The sequence below is a fragment of the Nakamurella sp. PAMC28650 genome (assembly GCF_014303395.1).
Taxonomy (GTDB): Bacteria; Actinomycetota; Actinomycetes; order Mycobacteriales; family Nakamurellaceae; genus Nakamurella.
Genome location: NZ_CP060298.1, coordinates 2,028,377 through 2,043,811, shown reverse-complemented (window position 1 = coordinate 2,043,811; position 15,435 = coordinate 2,028,377). Strand labels below are relative to the sequence as shown.

Genomic DNA, 15,435 nt, shown 5'->3' with positions numbered 1-15,435 from the left:
ACGCCGGTGCGGGAGCGGTGGGCGAAACGGGCTTGTCTGCTGTGGTCATGACGTCACTTCTTCTCCGGGAGCGGCGGAAATTCGACGTGGTCGGGCATGGCCGGCGCGGTCTGGCCGGTGTGCTCGGCGAGCACCGAACCGCGCAGGGTCATCGGCGAGACAGAGGGACCGGCCACCTCCGCCACGAGATCCGGCATGATGCCGGCGATCTCGAGTTCGATGGTGCGGAAGTCCGACAGCGGCGCACCTCTGGTCGGCGCGGGCTTCTGACCGGCCTGCAACGCGGTGATCAGATCCAGTGCCCCGTCAGGGGTCTGGTTGTCGTAGTACTCGTAGTTGACCTGCAGCACCGGGCCGTGATCGCACGCCGCCAGGCACTCGGCCGTCTCCAACGTGATGGAGCCGACGGCCCCGGGTTCACCGGCGGTCTCCTCGTGACCGACTCCGAGGTGGGCCGACAGCGTCGAGAAGATCGCGTCGCCGCCCAGCACCGCGCACAGCGCGTTGGTGCAGACGCTGACCAGGTGCTCCCCGCACGGGGTGCGCTTGTACATCGTGTAGAACGTCGCCACCGCCGACACCTCCGCGGAGGTGAGGGACAGCTTGGCGGCGCAGAACTCGATGCCGGGCTGGCTGACGAAACCTTCGACCGATTGCACCAGATGCAGCAGGGGGAGCAACGCCGATCTCGAATACGGGTAGCGACTGATCAGCTCGGCGGCACGGTCGTGGGTCAGGCGGTCGAAAACGACGTCGGTGGCCAGGAACTCGGGTACCCCGATCCTGCGGTGCGCTGCTGTCGTCACCGGTCCACCCCACCCATCACCGGGTCGATGGACGCAACGGCTGCGACGACGTCGGCGATCAGGCTGCCCTCGCTCATCGCCGGCATGGCCTGCAGATTCACGAAACCCGGGTCCCGCAGGTGCACCCGGAACGGTTTGGTACCGCCGTCGGAGACGACGTGGCACCCCAGTTCGCCGCGCGGGTTCTCGATCCCCACGTAGGCCTGGCCGGCCGGCACGTGGAATCCCTCGGTGACCAGCTTGAAGTGGTGGATCAGCGATTCCATCGAGCTGCCCATGATCTTCTTGATGTACTCGAGCGAGTTGCCCATCCCGTCGGAGCCGATGGACAGCTGCGCCGGCCAGCCGATCTTCTTGTCCTGCACCATCACCGGGCCCGGCTCGGCCAGCTTGGCCACCGCCTGCTTCATGATCTTCAGGGACTCGTGCATCTCGGCGACCCGGAGCAGGTAGCGGGCGTAGCAGTCCGCGTCGGTCGAGGTGGGCACCTCGAAGTCGTACTCCTCGTAGCCGCAGTAGGGCATCGTCTTGCGCAGATCCCACGGGAGGCCGGCCGATCGGAGAACCGGCCCGGTGATGCCCAACTGCATGCAGGCCTCCAGCGGCAGGATCCCGACACCCTTCGTCCGCATCTTCCAGACCGGTTGCCCGGTCAGCAATTTGTCGTACTCCGGGAGTCGCGTCTCCATCTTCGCGATGAACGCGTTGATGTGGTCGATCGAATCGGCCGGCAACTCCTGGGCCACTCCGCCCGGCCGGATGAAGGCCATGTTCATCCGGAGCCCAGTGAGGAACTCCATCAGATGCAGGGCCTCCTCACGCTCCCGGAAGCCCATCGTCATCCCGGTGAGAGCGCCCAGTTCCATACCGCCCGTGGCGACCGCGACGAGGTGCGAGGAAATGCGGGTGAGCTCCATCAGCAGCACCCGGATCACCTGTGCGCGGCGCGGAACCTCGATCTCCAGGAGCTTCTCGATCGCCATGCAGTAGGCGGCCTCGTTGAAGGCCGGCGAGAGGTAGTCGGCGCGGGTGACGAAGGTGACGCCCTGGGTCCACGAGCGGAACTCGCAGGACTTCTCGATCCCGGTGTGCAGGTAGCCGATCACCGACCGCGCCTGCACCACCGTCTCCCCCTCGATCTCCAGGATCAGCCGGAGCACGCCATGGGTGGACGGGTGCTGCGGACCCATGTTGACGATGATCCGTTCGTCGGAATCGCCGCCGTCACCGAAGTTGCCGTCGGCCAGCATGTCGTCCCAGTCGCCGCCGGTGACGGTGAAGACGCGCCCCTCGGTGGTCGCCGTGCCACGTGCGACACGTGGCTCGCCACCACGGATGTCGTCCGGCAGGAAGTCCTCGGCGAAGACCGGATCCTGGTAGTCAGTCACGTCGATCACTCACGAGTAACTCCTTCGCTGGTCCGGCGCCGGGATCTCCGCGCCCTTGTATTCCACCGGGATGCCGCCCAGCGGATAGTCCTTGCGTTGGGGATGCCCGTCCCAGTCGTCCGGCATCAGGATGCGGGTCAGTCCCGGATGCCCGTCGAAGATGATGCCGAACATGTCCCACGTCTCGCGCTCGTGCCAGTCGGCCGTCGGATACGTGGCGACGGCGCTGGGCACATGCGGGTTGTCGACGCCGACCGCGACCTCGATCCGGATTCGCCGGCGGTAGGTCATCGAGGTCAGCTCGTACACCACGTGCAGCCGGCGCGGCACGTCAGGTCCGTAGTCGACGCCCGAGATGGACGAGGCCAGCTCGAATTTCAGCGAGGAATCGTCCCGCAGCGCCCAGAACAGTGCCGAGAGATGCTCCCGGCCGAAGTAGAAGGTGATCTCGCCGTTGGCCACCGTCGTCTGGATCAGCGCCGACGACGGGATCGAACGCTCGACCATCGCCGCGGCCAGTGCGTCGGCGACCTCGTCGAAGCTTCCTCGACCCTGGTCGGAGCCACCGGTGCGCTCGCCCCTCGCTCCGCGGGGTCCCGGCCCACCGAACGGCCGTTCCGCCGGGGCCGGCGCATAGGGCTGGCTGACGAGAAGTCCGAACCCCGAGGTGTCGCCCGAGCCGTGCACGCCGAACATCCCGGTCCGCTCGACGCCCACCGGGGCGACCCCGGGACCGGTCGGTCCGTTCAGCGCCGCAGACGCGAGATCCGTTCCGGGGACCGGGGTCTGATGCCGCGCGTCGGTGGTCCCACCCGCCGGGGAGGTGGCCGGCGAGTCCACCGAGGAGACGGCCCCCGGGGCCAGATCACCCGGCTGCTCGGAGGACGATGCGGCCGCGGGATCCTGGGGGCCGGTCACGGGCGGACCGCCTTCCAGGCGTCGCTCTCGACCGCCGACGCGGAGGCCGCCAGCTGGGCGTCGCTGGGTGGACGCTGACCGTGGACGACGCCGTTGCGGCCGTAGCGCACCGACGACGGAACGAGATCGGTGCGGACGCCGAGCCTCTCGCCGGCCCGGACCGGCCCCATCGGCTCGTCCATGATCTTCGCGTGCAGCTTGAGGATGGCGTCGATCAACATCTCCGGCCGCGGCGGGCAGCCCGGCAGGTACATGTCCACCGGGACGATGTGATCGACACCCTGCACCACGGCGTAGTTGTTGAACATGCCACCGGAGGAAGCGCACACGCCCATCGCGATGACCCATTTCGGCTCGGCCATCTGGTCGTAGATCTGCCGGAGCACCGGCGCCATCTTCTGGGTCACCCGTCCGGCCACGATCATCAGGTCGGCCTGACGCGGGGACGCCCGGAAGACCTCCATGCCGAACCGGCCGAGATCGTAGCGGGGAGCGCCGGTCGTCATCATCTCGATGGCGCAGCAGGCCAGGCCGAAGGTGGCCGGGAACAGCGACGCCTTGCGCGTCCAGTTGACCAGCTTTTCGACGCCGGTCAGCAGGATGCCGTTCGGGAGCTTTTCTTCAAGACCCATGACGGAATTCCTCTCGGATGCTCGGCATCGTCGCCTCACTGCTGCGCAGGGCTGCAAGCCGTCGGCCTGCAACAAAATGCTCCATCGTGCAAAAGCAACTGCAAACTACGTCAGTCCCAGTCGAGCCCTCCACGCCGCCAGACGTAGGCGTACGCGCAGAACACCGTGACGATGAACAATCCCATCTCGATCAGCCCGAAAACCCCTAGTGCCACAGCACTCTGGGCCCACGGGTAGAGAAAGATGATCTCGATGTCGAAGACGATGAACAACATCGCCGTCAGGTAGAACTTGATCGGGAAGCGGCCCGCGGTGCCGGCCGGCAGGGGCGTCGGCTCGATACCGCACTCGTAGGCGTCCAGCTTGGCGCGGTTGAACCGGCTCGGACCCAGTTTGTCGGTCACCACGGTGGCGTTGGTGACGGCGAAGCCGCCGGCCACCACCAGCAATATCAAAATCGGCAGATACGCACTCATCGATACTCCTGACCCTTCCCTGCGTCCCCTTGCGGAGCCGGAACCACCATCACCACTATGTACTGCCGGGGCCGGTCTCCCGACCACCTGGCACCCTAGCCGCCGGGCGGCTAGACGCTGGGCACCATCCTGGTCAGCGAACGGACGACCTTGTCCGCCCAGTCGCCGTCGCGGCTGTCGTACAACCCCGCCAGCAGCTTCATCACCAGGTACATCAACCGCTTGCGCGGAAGTCCGAGCCGGGTCGCCGTCGCCATGATGGACGGCTTGCCGATCAGGTGGGAGAACAGACCGCCGAGCCGGTAGTACGAGCCGAGATGGTCCTTCATGGCCGTGGCGTACCCCTGCAGAGCCGCCTCCCGGCTGACCCCCTCTGGCCTCCCGAGCGCCTGCAGGATCGCCTCGGCGGCCATGGCCGCGGATTCCATCGCGTAGGCGATGCCCTCGCCGTTGAACGGGTTGACCGACCCGCCGGCGTCACCCAGGAGCACGAGACCGTCGGTGTAGTGCGGGGTCCGGTTGAATCCCATCGGAAGGCCGGCGCCGCCGATCCCGCCGATCGCGTTCTCCTCGCGCAGGCCCCACTCCTCCGGGGTGCCGTCGAGCCACGTCCTGAGCAGTTTGCGGTAGTCGGTCTTGCCGAAGGCCTTCGAGGAGTTGAGCATGCCGAGGCCGACGTTCACCGTGCCGTCACCGAGACCGAAGATCCAGCCGTAGCCCGGGAGCAGCTTCGGGTCCGACGGATTGGACCGGTCCCAGAGCTCCAGGTGCGATTCCAGGTAGTCGTCGTTCGTCTTGAGCGGGGAGTGGTAGTACCGCCGGACGGCAACGCCCAGCGGTCGGTCGTCACGCTTGTTGATGCCCATCCCGAGTGCGATGCGCGCCGACACTCCGTCGGCCGCCACCACCAGCGGGGCGTGGAAGGACACCGGGCCGTTCTCCGTCCTGGCCTCGACCCCGACGACACGGCCGGTCCGCTCGTCCCGGATCGGGCCGGTGACATTGGTGCCGACGTGCAGCCGGGCCCCGGCCTTGACCGCCATCTCGGCCAGCATCTGGTCGAAGTCGCGGCGGGGACGGACGAGACCGAAATCGGGGTAGTCCTGCAAGGTCGGCCACGGGAGTTCGAGGCGGGTGCCGCCACCGACCACTCGCAGGCCCTTGTTGCGCAGCCAGTCGTCGCCGGAGACGTCCACACCCAGCGCCAACAACTGCTTGGTGCCTCGCGGGGTGAGGCCATCGCCACAGACCTTGTCGCGCGGAAAGACCGATTTCTCCAGCAGCAGCACGTCGATGCCGGAGCGGGCGAGATAGATGGCCGCTGTCGACCCGGCCGGTCCGGCCCCGACGATGATGACGTCGGCGCTGGTGTCGGGGTGCTTCGCGGCGGTCGGGCGGAAATCACTGGGCTCTGAGTTGCTCGATGTCTGGGTCACAACATTCCACTATCCCTTCACGCCGGCCTGACCGCCGGTCCTCGGGGGTGTGCGGCAGCAGGCCCCGGTCCGACGTCGTGAACGAGTTTGTGAATCCGTTCACTAAGTGGCGCTGGCCCAGTGTAAGACGGCTCACACGATGTGGGAAACGGCGGGGGGCCCGACGCGCCGCAGGATGCAGGACGCTCGGTGCCGGCCGGCCGTGGCTCGGAGTGGATCTTGCTCGGAGCAGCCCGGCCGGAGCGTGCCTCAGGGGTTGGTGCGCACCGCGTGGTGCAGGGCGACCACGCCGAAAGTCATGTTCTTCCAGGCAACCTCGCCCCAACCGGAGCGGGTGATCATCCGCGCCAGCGTCGGCTGGTCCGGCCAGGAATTGATGGTCTCACCCAGGTAGGTGTAGGCCTCCGGGTTCGAGGAGAAACGGCCGGCCAGCCGTGGCAGCACGTGCGCGAGGTACCAGCGGTAGAGGAAGCCGATCGGCGCCGGGCGGGGTGACGAGAACTCGCAGACCAGGAGTTCTCCCCCCGGTCTGGTGACCCTCGCGAACTCGGTGAGGGCCGCGCCGGGGTCCTGCACATTGCGTAGTCCGAAGGAGATGGTGACGGCGTCGAAGCTCCCGTCCGCGAACGGCAGGTGCATGGCGTCTCCGGCGACCTTGGGCACGCCCCGCGAGGCTCCGGCCTGCAGCATGCCGAGCGAGAAGTCGGCCGCCACGCTCCAGGCGCCGCTCTGGGCGAGTTCCTCGGTGGAGACCGCCGTGCCGGCGGCCACGTCGAGCACCTTGCGACCCGGCATCAGGTCCAGCGCCCGCACGCTGTGCCGGCGCCAACGCCGGTCCTGCGCGAACGACAGCAGGGTGTTCGTCCGGTCGTAGCGACCGGCCACCCCGTCGAACATCGCCGCGACCTGCCGCGGGTTCTTCTCCAGTCCGGCGCGTCCCATGCCCAGAGCGTACCGATCGGCGGCGCGGGCTCGACGGCTCCGGCCGTGATGCTCGACCGGGCCGGGGCCGCGGCGCGGAGACGTTGATCACTCAAACTGCACCACAGATTCACCGCAAAGTGACCGGCTCGACACACCCGGTCTGCAAACTGGGGAGATGGCCTCTCCCGCACTGGCGTCCGCCGGCTTGATCTCGCGTGCCCTCGACGTCGCGGGGCGGCTCGCGAACGACGCGGCCGAAGTGATCACCGCCACGGCCGGTCGGATGGCCTCGCCGGGGGCGAAAGCCCATCCTTTCGACTGGGTCACCGAGACCGATCGAACGCTCGAGCGACACACGCGCCGGGTCATCGCCGCCGAGTTCCCTGGCAGCGCCGTGCTGGGCGAGGAGTACGGCGGGTCCACCGGCCCCGATCCACTGGCCCTGCCGGGTGAACCGGGTGGCCCCGAGCACCTGTGGATCGTGGACCCGGTCGACGGCACGGCCAACTACGTGGCCGGCATCCCGTGGTGCTGCTACTCGTTGGCGCTGGTCGACGAGCAGGGGCCGCTGGTCGGCGTCATCGCCGATCCCTACCAGGGCCAGATCTATGCGGCCGCCCGCGGGCTCGGGCTACGGGCCAACGGGCGCAGGGTGCCCCCCAGCACGCTGACCTCGCTGGCCGGATCGCTGGTGTTCGCCGAGCCGAGCAAACCCGGAGAGCGGCCCGACCTCGGTCAGCTCATCGTCGGGACCAGGGCGGCACACGCCGGACTGCGGATGGTCGGATCATCGGCGCTGGCGATCACCCAGGTCGCGCTGGGGCGGGCAGCCGTCGCGATCCTCCCGTCGGCCGGATACCACGTCTGGGATGTCGCCGGCGCGCTGATCCTGGCACTGGAGGCCGGGATGACGGTCTGCGATCTGGAGGGCAACGAGAGCCTGCTACCGCTGGACGGGCTGATCGTGGCCGTCCCGGCGCTGGCCGATCAGGCGATCGAGCTCGTCAGGGGTTTGAACTCTTCAGGGTTTTGACTCTTCAGGAGGTCGAGCTCGTCAGGGGGTCGAGCCGAGTCGCAGCGGATCGGGCCGGATCGCTGCCCGCGACGCTATCGCACGCCATCGACGGCGCAGCACCAGGTTGGCGCCCAGGGCCACCAGCCAGGTGACCCCGAGCGTGATCAGCAGAATCAGATTGCCGACGGCCGCGGTGCGTCCGGCCACTCTGACGATCGTCGGGTCGAGCGTCGAATACTCGATCTTGAACTTCTGCCCGACCGACAGCAGTCCCGGATAGAGCACCCCGTCCGGAGGGCGGATGGTGACACCGCCGCCGTCGACGAACTCGATGCCCGTGTGCAGCGCCGAGAGGGAGAGCACCGTCGCCGTCGCAGTCCCCAGGTGCTGATCGATCCGGCGATCGTCGAGTCGGCTTCCAGCGGCCAGGGCCGCGATCATCAGCGTCACCGCGAGGGCCGCGCCCAGCACGATGCGGGACGCCAGGAGCCAGCCGGATCCGGGGGCGGCCCGCCGGATCCTGATCCTCCTGACCGGCAGCCGGACCGGCCGGGGCGCGGTCGCGACAGGTGGCAGGGCCCCGGTCGGCCGCGCCGTCCCGGGTCCGATCGCCGGCGGGGTCACGGACGGAGTCGCCGCCGGCGTCACCGGTGGGGGAACGTCAGCGGACACCGCGTGAGTGTAGGGCGCAGGTACCGCTCTCGACCGGCCGTGGCGGTGCTCCCACGTGGCCCCTGTCTCAGCTCCGGGGGTCCGGTCGCGGCGCGGACTATCCTGGACCATCGTGTCCGCATCTCCCGCAGCCCCGGCTCAAATCCGGGCCATCAGCCGCCCGTTGCCGATGCCGCTCGACCTGGTCGCGCTCGCTCCGGCATCCCGGGGTGCGCTGTCGTTCCTGCGGAACGGCGAGGGTCTGATCGGCTGGGGAGAGCACGCCCGGATGACGGCCAAGGGCCCGGAAGCCGCGTCCGAGATCCGCTCCTGGTTCGACGGGGTCGTCGCCGATCTGTCGGTGTCCGACCCGGTCGGGCTCCCTGGCAGCGGCCCGATCGCCTTCGTCTCGCTCGGGTTCGACGACACCGACGTGTCGGTCGCGATCGTGCCGTCGGTGGTCATCGGTGTTCGCGGCACCACGGCGTTCAGCACGGTGATCGGTGACTCGGCACTCGGTGAGCCGACACCGGTGCGGTCCCCCGGCACCATCAGCTACTCCGACGCCTCGATGTCGGTGGCCGGGTTCACCTCGGCCGTCGCCGCCGCCACGGAACGCATCAGGTCCGGCGAACTCTTCAAGGTGGTGTTGGCCCACGACCTGGACGCGACCGCCGAGTACGAGGTGGACGAGCGGTTCCTGCTCCGCCGTCTCGCCGCGGCCTACCCGAGCTGCTGGACGTATGCCGTCGACGGGCTGATCGGGGCAAGTCCGGAGACCCTCATCCGCCGGGTCGACGGCGAGATCACCTCCCGGGTGCTCGCGGGAACGGCGTGGGCCGAGCACGCGGACGACACGGTGGCCGCCGACCTGATGCTCAGCCGGAAGGATCTGGCCGAGCACGCTTTCGCCGTCGATTCGGTGGCCGCGGTGCTGCGCGAGGTCATCCCGGATCTGCAGGTACCCGTCGGGCCGCACCCCCTGACGCTTGCGAACCTGACCCATCTGGCCACCGACATCAGCGGGCACCTACCGACCGGCGGGCCCAGTGCCCTGGAGCTGGCCGCGATGCTGCATCCGACCGCCGCTGTCGGCGGGACCCCCACAGACGTTGCACGCCAAATGATCCGGGAGCTCGAACCAGCTCCGCGCGGCCGGTACGCCGCGCCGGTCGGCTGGCTCGATGCCTCCGGCGACGGCGAGTTCGCGATCGCCCTGCGTTGCGCCTCGGTGGCCGGACACACCGTCCGGATGATCGCCGGCTGCGGCATCGTCGCCGATTCCGACCCGGAGACCGAGGCCCGCGAGGCCCAGGTCAAGATGATCCCGATCCGCGACGCACTGGAAGCCGGACGCTGATCCACCGTGCCGTCCAGCCTGTGCACCGTGCCGTCCAGCCTGTGCTCAGCCCCTGACTGCTCTGGACACGGCGGCGCGGATCCGGCTGTGTAACTCGCGTAGATCGGTCCGGCCGGTGGGCACCTCGACCACCCTGATTCCGGTCGGGTCGGCGATCGCCTCGGCCAGTTCGTCCGCGGAGGACACGAGCACGTGCTCCCAGCCGGCCGCTTCCACCACGCCGGCCAGCTGGACGTCGTGGGGTGTCCCGAAGACCCGCTCGAATGCTCTGGCGTACAGCGGTTCTCCCGGCTCCAGCGTGTGGAAGATGCCGCCACCCCCGTTGTTGGAGACGACGATGGTCAGGTCGGGGCGGGGTTCGTGAGGACCGATCACCAGGCCCGTCATGTCGTGCAGGAAGGTCAGATCGCCGAGGAGCGCGACGGTCGGACCCGCGTCAGGGCCGGCCCCCAACGCCACGCCGACCGACGTCGAGACGGTGCCGTCGATGCCGGCCACGCCGCGATTGGCCACCAGTCGCAGCCCGTCCCGCGGCGCCGACGACAACCCGACATCGCGAGGCGGCTGCGACGACCCGAGCATCAGGGTCGAACCGTCGGGGAGCAGGGACACCAGCTGAGCCGCCAACCGCGGCGAGCAGGCGATGTCCATGTCACCCACCACCTGCGAGATCTGTTGGGCAGCAGCGGCTTCCGCCTCCCTCCAGAAGCCGACGAACTCGGTGTCCCCCGGTCCGGACAGCGGTGCCAGCACCGGCGCCACCCGCCGGGCCCTGCCCGTCGGATCGGCGAAGCCGAACGGCGAGGCGAGCACGTCCACAGCGATCATCGAATCAGCCAGCAGCGCCGTGATCTGGCGGTACATGGTCGGTCGGCCGAGCACCACCACACGATCCGGCAGTCCGGGTTCCAGGAACCCGGGCACGGCCAACAGGTGCATTCCGGCCGAGATGACCGCCGATCCAGCGGCGCCGCCGGCCTCGGAGATCACCACGTGGCCGAGGGCCGCCAACGGCCCGGCGGCCGGGTGGGTCAGGTCCCCCAGGAACAGGACGCGCTCGCCCTCGGCCGGAGCCGGAATCATTCCTACCCGGCCGGCGGGAACGTCGACACCGGCCAGGACCTCGTCCGGGGCGGCGGTGTCGATGGCCGTCCACGGAAGCGACGCGCCGGTCGGACTCGCGCGGCCCTCCAGCGTCTCCGGCCAGCCGGCTTCCGACTCGTCGGGCATCAGCGGCTCCACCAGCGGCACGTCGAGCTGCACCGGCCCGGCGAAACCCGTTCCGGAGCCAAGACTGTGCGCAAGGGCCCGGCAGATCATCGAGCGCCACGTGGCGTTCTGGCCGGGCCTGTCGCTCGCGACCCCGAACTCGTGGAAGAAGCGCAACGCCGGCCCGAACACCCCCCGTTGGTCGATGACCTGGTTGGCTCCGACGTCCCGCAGCGCCGGCGGCCGGTCCGCCGACAGCACGAGCAGCGGGACACCTCCGTGATGCGCTTCCAGGACGGCGGGGTGCAGGTTGGCGACGGCGGTACCGGAGGTGGTGACGACCACGACCGGCCGCCCGGAGATGCGGGCGAGTCCGACCGCCAGGAAACCGGCGGTCCGCTCGTCGATGCGGACGTGCAGCCGGAGGCGGCCACGGGAGTCGGCGTCGTACAACGCGATGGACAGTGGGGCGTTCCGCGAACCGGGCGCCAGCACCGCATCGGTGACGCCGCCGGCGATCAGCTCATCGACCAGGACACGGGCAAAGGCCGTCGACGGGTTCACCCCGCCATTCTGGCAGTACGCGCCGCCGCCCGTACGATGGCTCATCATGGCCACGCCCGAGAGTCACCCTCCTGTTGCGAACGCAGCGGCTGCCGGGTCGGTCTCGTCGGATGTGGTGTCGGCCCGTCGGTTCCGGTTCGCGGGGCGGCGATTTCTGAGCCCGCAGGTCTTGCAGTTCGCCCTGTTCGCGGTGAACGGTGCCCTGGTGGCCGTGGTCTACAGCATTGTGGTCTGGTCCCTCATCTCCCTGTCTCCCCGCAGTTTCACGTTCGACGTCGTCATCGCCTACGGCATCAGTGTCGTCGCCAACTATCTCGGGGCCAGGCTGATCTTCCGCAGTGCGACCAGGATGCGCACCCACGTACCCCGCTATCTGACGGTGGTGGCCCTCAACTTCGTCCTGGCCGCGGCCGTGGCCTGGTCGCTCGATTACATCGGTGCCCCACGAATCATTTCCGCCTACGCACCGGTGGTGGTGACGGCGGTCCCGTCGTTCCTCCTCATGCGACGCTGGGTGTTCCGCCCGGAGACGAGTCCCACCGTCAGCTGACGGTCAGGTCGGAGAGCGCGACGTAGAGCTGCCGCACGTCCGGGGGCAAGCGGCAGGCCGGGCTCGACACCCGCAGTCCGACGACCGCTGACCGACCCGGGGCGACCTTCAACTGCAGCTTGATCGGAACGCTCGTCACCGAGCCGACGTCGCGCGTGATGACGCCCGCACCGCTGGTCACCTCTAGAGCGTGTCTGCTAATCAATCGGCGCCTCGACGTTGATGATCTTCCTATGGCGCGTACAGGAGTGATCTCGGACGAGTTCTGGGCGGTGGTCGAGCCGTTGATGCCGGCCTACGGTGGTCGGCGTGGCCGTCCGTGGAACGATCACCGCGAGATGCTCGAGGCGATCTGCTGGCGCTACCGGACGGGCTCGCCGTGGCGGGATCTGCCGACCGAGCTGGGTCGTTGGCAGACGGTGTGGGCACGGCATTTCCGCTGGTCAACCGACGGTACCTATGACCGGATCTTGGTGGCCGCGAAACGGGCTGGGTTTGTCCAGGACGTTGAGGGTGACGCCGTCATCGAGTTGCTGTCGGTGGATTCCACGGTGGTGCGCGCGCACCAGCACGCGGCCGGGGCTCGCAAGAGCGTCACCTCGGAGGTCGTTTCGACGGTCGAGCAGGACACAGGGGGCACCATCGAATGACAAGAATTTTCCGGTCGAACCCGCTGACCACGCGTTGGGCCGATCCCGGGGCGGTCTGTCGACGAAGATCCATTCCTTGACCGATCAGCGGGCCTGCCCTGTGACGGTGATCCTGACGCCCGGCCAGGCCGGCGACAATCCCCAGTTGGTGCCGTTGTTGGATCTGCACCGCCGGCAGCAGCGGGGCGTTCGGGCCCGCCGGTTCCGGGTACTGGCCGATCGCGCGTATTCGCATCCCTCCACTCGGAAGGAGTTGCGGCGCAGACGTATCGGCAACACCATTCCGCAGCGCAGTGACCAGCAGGCCCATCGTCAGGCGAAGGGTTCACGCGGTGGCCGCCCACCAGGATTTGAAGCCGAGGAGTACAAACGCCGCAACGCCGTCGAACGCGGATACGCCCGTCTGAAACAGTGGCGCGGCATCGCCACCCGCTATGACAAACACGCCCTGACATTCCTTGGCGGTGTCCATCTGGCCGCCAGCGTGCTGCACCTCCGCTGAATTACCAGACACGCTCTAGTCGCGCGGTGAGCCCGCGGCACGGCGGCGCCAGGACAGTCATCGAGAGGGTGACGACCGACGAGGGACTGGCGCGGTTCGTCACGGTCACCGCGCCCACCGGTGAGGTCAACCAGTAGTGCACCTGGCCACCCACCCCGTCGTTCCCGGAGGAGCCGGCCGTCACCGCGACACCCAGCGGTGAGCTGAACTGCGTGGCGGTCGCGGGAACGAGATCGGTCACCGGGGCAACGATGGACCGCGAGCAGCCGGCCGCCAGGACGGCGCAGAGGAGGGCCGCGATCGTGGTCGGGATCGATCGATTCATCATTCTGCGCCGACGACCTCTGCCCCGATCACTTCTGCACAGCGCAGACGCTCGGCCGACGCAGCAACACGTAGCCGCCGCCGAGATCCGTGTACGCGGTCTCCCCCGGTGCCAGCATGTCCCTCCGGGTCACGGTGCAGGTGGAAGGAGAGGTGACCGGCGTGTAGTAGGACGGACTGGACAGGATCACCACAGCCGTCGGCAGTATGGAACCTGCGGCCATCGTCTCGAAACCTGAACCGAGGCGCACATTCACGCTGGACAATCCCGCGAGAACGGGGGACCTGGCCAGATCCACCAATCCCGCCGGGGTCAGGAAAGATGCGGCCAGAGCCGTCTGCGGCCGTCCCTGGCCCGTCACGACCGCCTTCTGCCAATTCAGCGCCGGGCTCAGCAGCACCACTCCGACGGACAGCACCATCAGGCTCCTACCGAGGCGACGTCGACCGAACTTCAGGACGCTGAGAGCCGGATAGCACAACACCAGAGCCAGTGGCAGGAGGAAGGATTCCATCTTCCAGGTCTGATATCGAATCGGTCCGTAGACGACCACGCAGGCCAGTGAGACGGCGACGCAGCCAAGGGTCAGCACCGCGGTGATGATGACCGACTCCCGCATCCCGTGTCGCCACGAGGCGGTCAGGCCCAGGATCACGACCGCCGCGGCGAGCGCCCAACTCGCCGCCAGCGCGGGGCCTGACGTCGCCTGGCCGAAGCCCGGCGGCCAGAACAACATCGTCTGCGGATCCATCGCCGGGAGCGCGAAGCCCACGACGACGTCGACCTGCTGACGGACCAGGGCAAGAGCGGTGGGCACCGCAACGGCTGACAGCACCAGCGCGGCAGCTACCGAGCCGACCGACCACGCGAGGATGGTGAGGAGTTTCCTCCGGGTCCGGTGACCGACCAGAACGGCGACGAGCACCGACCAGATCGGTAGCAGCCCAGCGATCGGCAGACCCAGGTGTCCGTAGGAGAAGATGCCGAGCGCGCCGCCGCCCACGACTGCGAGTGCTCCTGGAATTCGCCGATGGACATCGGGTCGGCCCAACATCGTCGCACCGGCCAGCGAGGTCGCCACGCTGACCAGGGCGAGCACCCCGCCGAGGAAGTACAGACTGACGAGGTACGTCGACAGCGAGGCCATCGCGGCGACGACCACTGCCGAGGCGACACCTCGCCGGACCGTCGGCCACACCGCTCCGACCAGGGCCCAGAGCGCGATCACGGACAGGCTGACGGCTACGCCCATGGTTGCCATGGCCACCTGCCAGCCGGCCAGCCCGGTTGCCGCCGACACCAGGTTCATCAGGGCCGTCGGACCCATGTAGCTCAGGTGGTGCGCGAACTCGGCGATGTTCATCGAACCGAGATGGTTCGCCAGATGGTTGTCGTGCCGGAAGCCAGAATCGGCTACGTTATCCGACTCCAGGACGTAGTTGGCCAAGTCGGGGTTGAACCCGGTGACCAGCCCGAACCGAACTCCCGCCCGGCCCAGACCGAGCAGAGCGGGAACAATCGTCCAGACGCCGACGAACAAGCCGAGGGGTACGGCGAGAAGATCGGGGTTCGCCGGCCAGGTCTGCCGTCCGGCACGCACTCCACGGATCAGCCGGATGGTCTGCACGACGTCGAACACCAGGACGATCGAGAGCAGGACGACGCAGACCCGAAGGGGTCCGAGCGAGCCGTAACCGGCCAGCGCAGCAACATAGGTGACCAGGCAGATCGCCGTCATCGTCAGGACGGTGACAGCGGCCAACATGGCCGTGGTCATCCGGCCCCGCAGGCCCAACGCGATGGCCGGACCTAGCAGCAACAGCACCACCCAGACGATCAGGGCCGCATTGACCGCCAGCGTCTGCAAACTTCACCCCTGCCAGATCATGTCGCCGCGCACTGCGCGATCGTGCGGTACCCGTCGCCGCTCCAGGAGAGACTATGGGACATGCTGCCGACCCCGGCGTCCTCGCCGCGCGGAAGGGCCGGCCGAACCGATCGTCCCGTGGTGGGGACAGGTCGAGTGCTG

General features: G+C 68.6%; 16 protein-coding genes. 4 read left to right on the top strand and 12 right to left on the bottom strand.

What is annotated here, in order from left to right; genetic code table 11:
- Positions 1-53: 53 nt before the first annotated feature.
- The 7 genes from H7F38_RS09280 to H7F38_RS09250 all read right to left on the bottom strand — a co-directional run bounded on the left by H7F38_RS09280 (position 54) and on the right by H7F38_RS09250 (position 6,598).
- Positions 54-806: an NAD(P)H-dependent oxidoreductase subunit E gene (locus H7F38_RS09280; protein ID WP_187093817.1), complete on the bottom strand. Its 753-nt coding sequence runs from the start codon at positions 804-806 to the stop codon at positions 54-56.
- Positions 803-2,155 (bottom strand): NADH-quinone oxidoreductase subunit D, encoded by a 1,353-nt coding sequence (locus tag H7F38_RS09275; protein WP_370531353.1) that lies wholly within the window; start codon positions 2,153-2,155, stop codon positions 803-805. Before H7F38_RS09275 ends, H7F38_RS09280 begins: the two co-directional genes overlap by 4 nt.
- Positions 2,156-2,203: 48 nt before the next feature.
- Positions 2,204-3,034 carry an NADH-quinone oxidoreductase subunit C gene (locus H7F38_RS09270; protein WP_187094585.1) on the bottom strand — a complete coding sequence of 277 codons (831 nt, stop codon included), beginning with the start codon at positions 3,032-3,034 and terminating at the stop codon, positions 2,204-2,206.
- 74 nt (positions 3,035-3,108) lie between these two features.
- Positions 3,109-3,744 carry an NADH-quinone oxidoreductase subunit B family protein gene (locus H7F38_RS09265; protein ID WP_187093816.1) on the bottom strand — a complete coding sequence of 212 codons (636 nt, stop codon included), beginning with the start codon at positions 3,742-3,744 and terminating at the stop codon, positions 3,109-3,111.
- A gap of 110 nt (positions 3,745-3,854) precedes the next feature.
- A complete protein-coding gene (locus tag H7F38_RS09260; RefSeq protein ID WP_187093815.1) occupies positions 3,855-4,220 on the bottom strand; it encodes an NADH-quinone oxidoreductase subunit A in 366 nt (121 codons plus the stop codon).
- Positions 4,221-4,330: 110 nt separating this feature from the next.
- Positions 4,331-5,656, bottom strand: coding sequence for a geranylgeranyl reductase family protein (locus H7F38_RS09255; protein WP_187093814.1), 1,326 nt, complete (start codon positions 5,654-5,656; stop codon positions 4,331-4,333).
- 249 nt (positions 5,657-5,905) lie between these two features.
- On the bottom strand, positions 5,906-6,598 hold the full coding sequence (locus tag H7F38_RS09250; protein ID WP_187093813.1) for a demethylmenaquinone methyltransferase: 693 nt from the start codon (positions 6,596-6,598) through the stop codon (positions 5,906-5,908).
- A 157-nt stretch (positions 6,599-6,755) separates the two neighbouring features.
- Between H7F38_RS09250 and H7F38_RS09245 the strand changes: the two genes are divergently transcribed.
- Positions 6,756-7,613, top strand: coding sequence for an inositol monophosphatase (locus H7F38_RS09245; protein ID WP_187093812.1), 858 nt, complete (start codon positions 6,756-6,758; stop codon positions 7,611-7,613).
- A 21-nt stretch (positions 7,614-7,634) separates the two neighbouring features.
- Here H7F38_RS09245 and H7F38_RS09240 read toward each other — a convergent pair whose 3' ends face one another.
- A complete protein-coding gene (locus tag H7F38_RS09240) occupies positions 7,635-8,267 on the bottom strand; it encodes a DUF3592 domain-containing protein (protein ID WP_187093811.1) in 633 nt (210 codons plus the stop codon).
- Between the two features lie 112 nt (positions 8,268-8,379).
- On the opposite strand from H7F38_RS09240, the gene H7F38_RS09235 reads away from it, so the two are divergent.
- A complete protein-coding gene (locus H7F38_RS09235; RefSeq protein ID WP_222618561.1) occupies positions 8,380-9,606 on the top strand; it encodes an isochorismate synthase MenF in 1,227 nt (408 codons plus the stop codon).
- Positions 9,607-9,651: 45 nt separating this feature from the next.
- Here the strand turns inward: H7F38_RS09235 and menD are convergent, their stop codons facing one another.
- The gene (gene menD / locus H7F38_RS09230) at positions 9,652-11,379 is read right to left on the bottom strand and encodes a 2-succinyl-5-enolpyruvyl-6-hydroxy-3-cyclohexene-1-carboxylic-acid synthase (protein WP_187093810.1); all 1,728 of its coding nucleotides are present in this window, start codon (positions 11,377-11,379) and stop codon (positions 9,652-9,654) included.
- Positions 11,380-11,425: 46 nt separating this feature from the next.
- Between menD and H7F38_RS09225 the strand changes: the two genes are divergently transcribed.
- Positions 11,426-11,929 (top strand): GtrA family protein, encoded by a 504-nt coding sequence (locus H7F38_RS09225; RefSeq protein WP_187093809.1) that lies wholly within the window; start codon positions 11,426-11,428, stop codon positions 11,927-11,929.
- Here the strand turns inward: H7F38_RS09225 and H7F38_RS09220 are convergent.
- A complete protein-coding gene (locus tag H7F38_RS09220) occupies positions 11,922-12,110 on the bottom strand; it encodes a hypothetical protein (RefSeq protein ID WP_187093808.1) in 189 nt (62 codons plus the stop codon). The two genes, H7F38_RS09225 and H7F38_RS09220, sit on opposite strands and share 8 nt — an antisense overlap.
- Before the next feature lie 52 nt (positions 12,111-12,162).
- On the opposite strand from H7F38_RS09220, the gene H7F38_RS09215 reads away from it, so the two are divergent.
- A protein-coding gene (locus tag H7F38_RS09215; RefSeq protein ID WP_370531281.1) for an IS5 family transposase occupies positions 12,163-13,081 on the top strand; the annotation gives its coding sequence in 2 pieces (ribosomal slippage) (positions 12,163-12,513 and positions 12,515-13,081; 918 coding nt in all).
- 1 nt (position 13,082) lies between these two features.
- Here the strand turns inward: H7F38_RS09215 and H7F38_RS09210 are convergent.
- Together H7F38_RS09210 and H7F38_RS09205 are read right to left on the bottom strand one after the other, a co-directional pair.
- Positions 13,083-13,409, bottom strand: coding sequence for a hypothetical protein (locus tag H7F38_RS09210; protein WP_187093807.1), 327 nt, complete (start codon positions 13,407-13,409; stop codon positions 13,083-13,085).
- A 25-nt stretch (positions 13,410-13,434) separates the two neighbouring features.
- On the bottom strand, positions 13,435-15,273 hold the full coding sequence (locus tag H7F38_RS09205) for a hypothetical protein (protein ID WP_187093806.1): 1,839 nt from the start codon (positions 15,271-15,273) through the stop codon (positions 13,435-13,437).
- Between the last annotated feature and the right edge of the window lie 162 nt (positions 15,274-15,435).

Excerpts from the sequence above, each read along its gene's own strand:
- H7F38_RS09250 (WP_187093813.1), bottom strand. The coding sequence starts at position 6,598 with ATGGGACGCGCCGGACTGGAGAAGAACCCGCGGCAGGTCGCGGCGATG.
- H7F38_RS09260 (WP_187093815.1), bottom strand. The coding sequence starts at position 4,220 with ATGAGTGCGTATCTGCCGATTTTGATATTGCTGGTGGTGGCCGGCGGC.
- H7F38_RS09210 (WP_187093807.1), bottom strand. The coding sequence starts at position 13,409 with ATGATGAATCGATCGATCCCGACCACGATCGCGGCCCTCCTCTGCGCC.
- H7F38_RS09265 (WP_187093816.1), bottom strand. The coding sequence starts at position 3,744 with ATGGGTCTTGAAGAAAAGCTCCCGAACGGCATCCTGCTGACCGGCGTC.
- H7F38_RS09225 (WP_187093809.1), top strand. The coding sequence starts at position 11,426 with ATGGCCACGCCCGAGAGTCACCCTCCTGTTGCGAACGCAGCGGCTGCC.
- H7F38_RS09245 (WP_187093812.1), top strand. The coding sequence starts at position 6,756 with ATGGCCTCTCCCGCACTGGCGTCCGCCGGCTTGATCTCGCGTGCCCTC.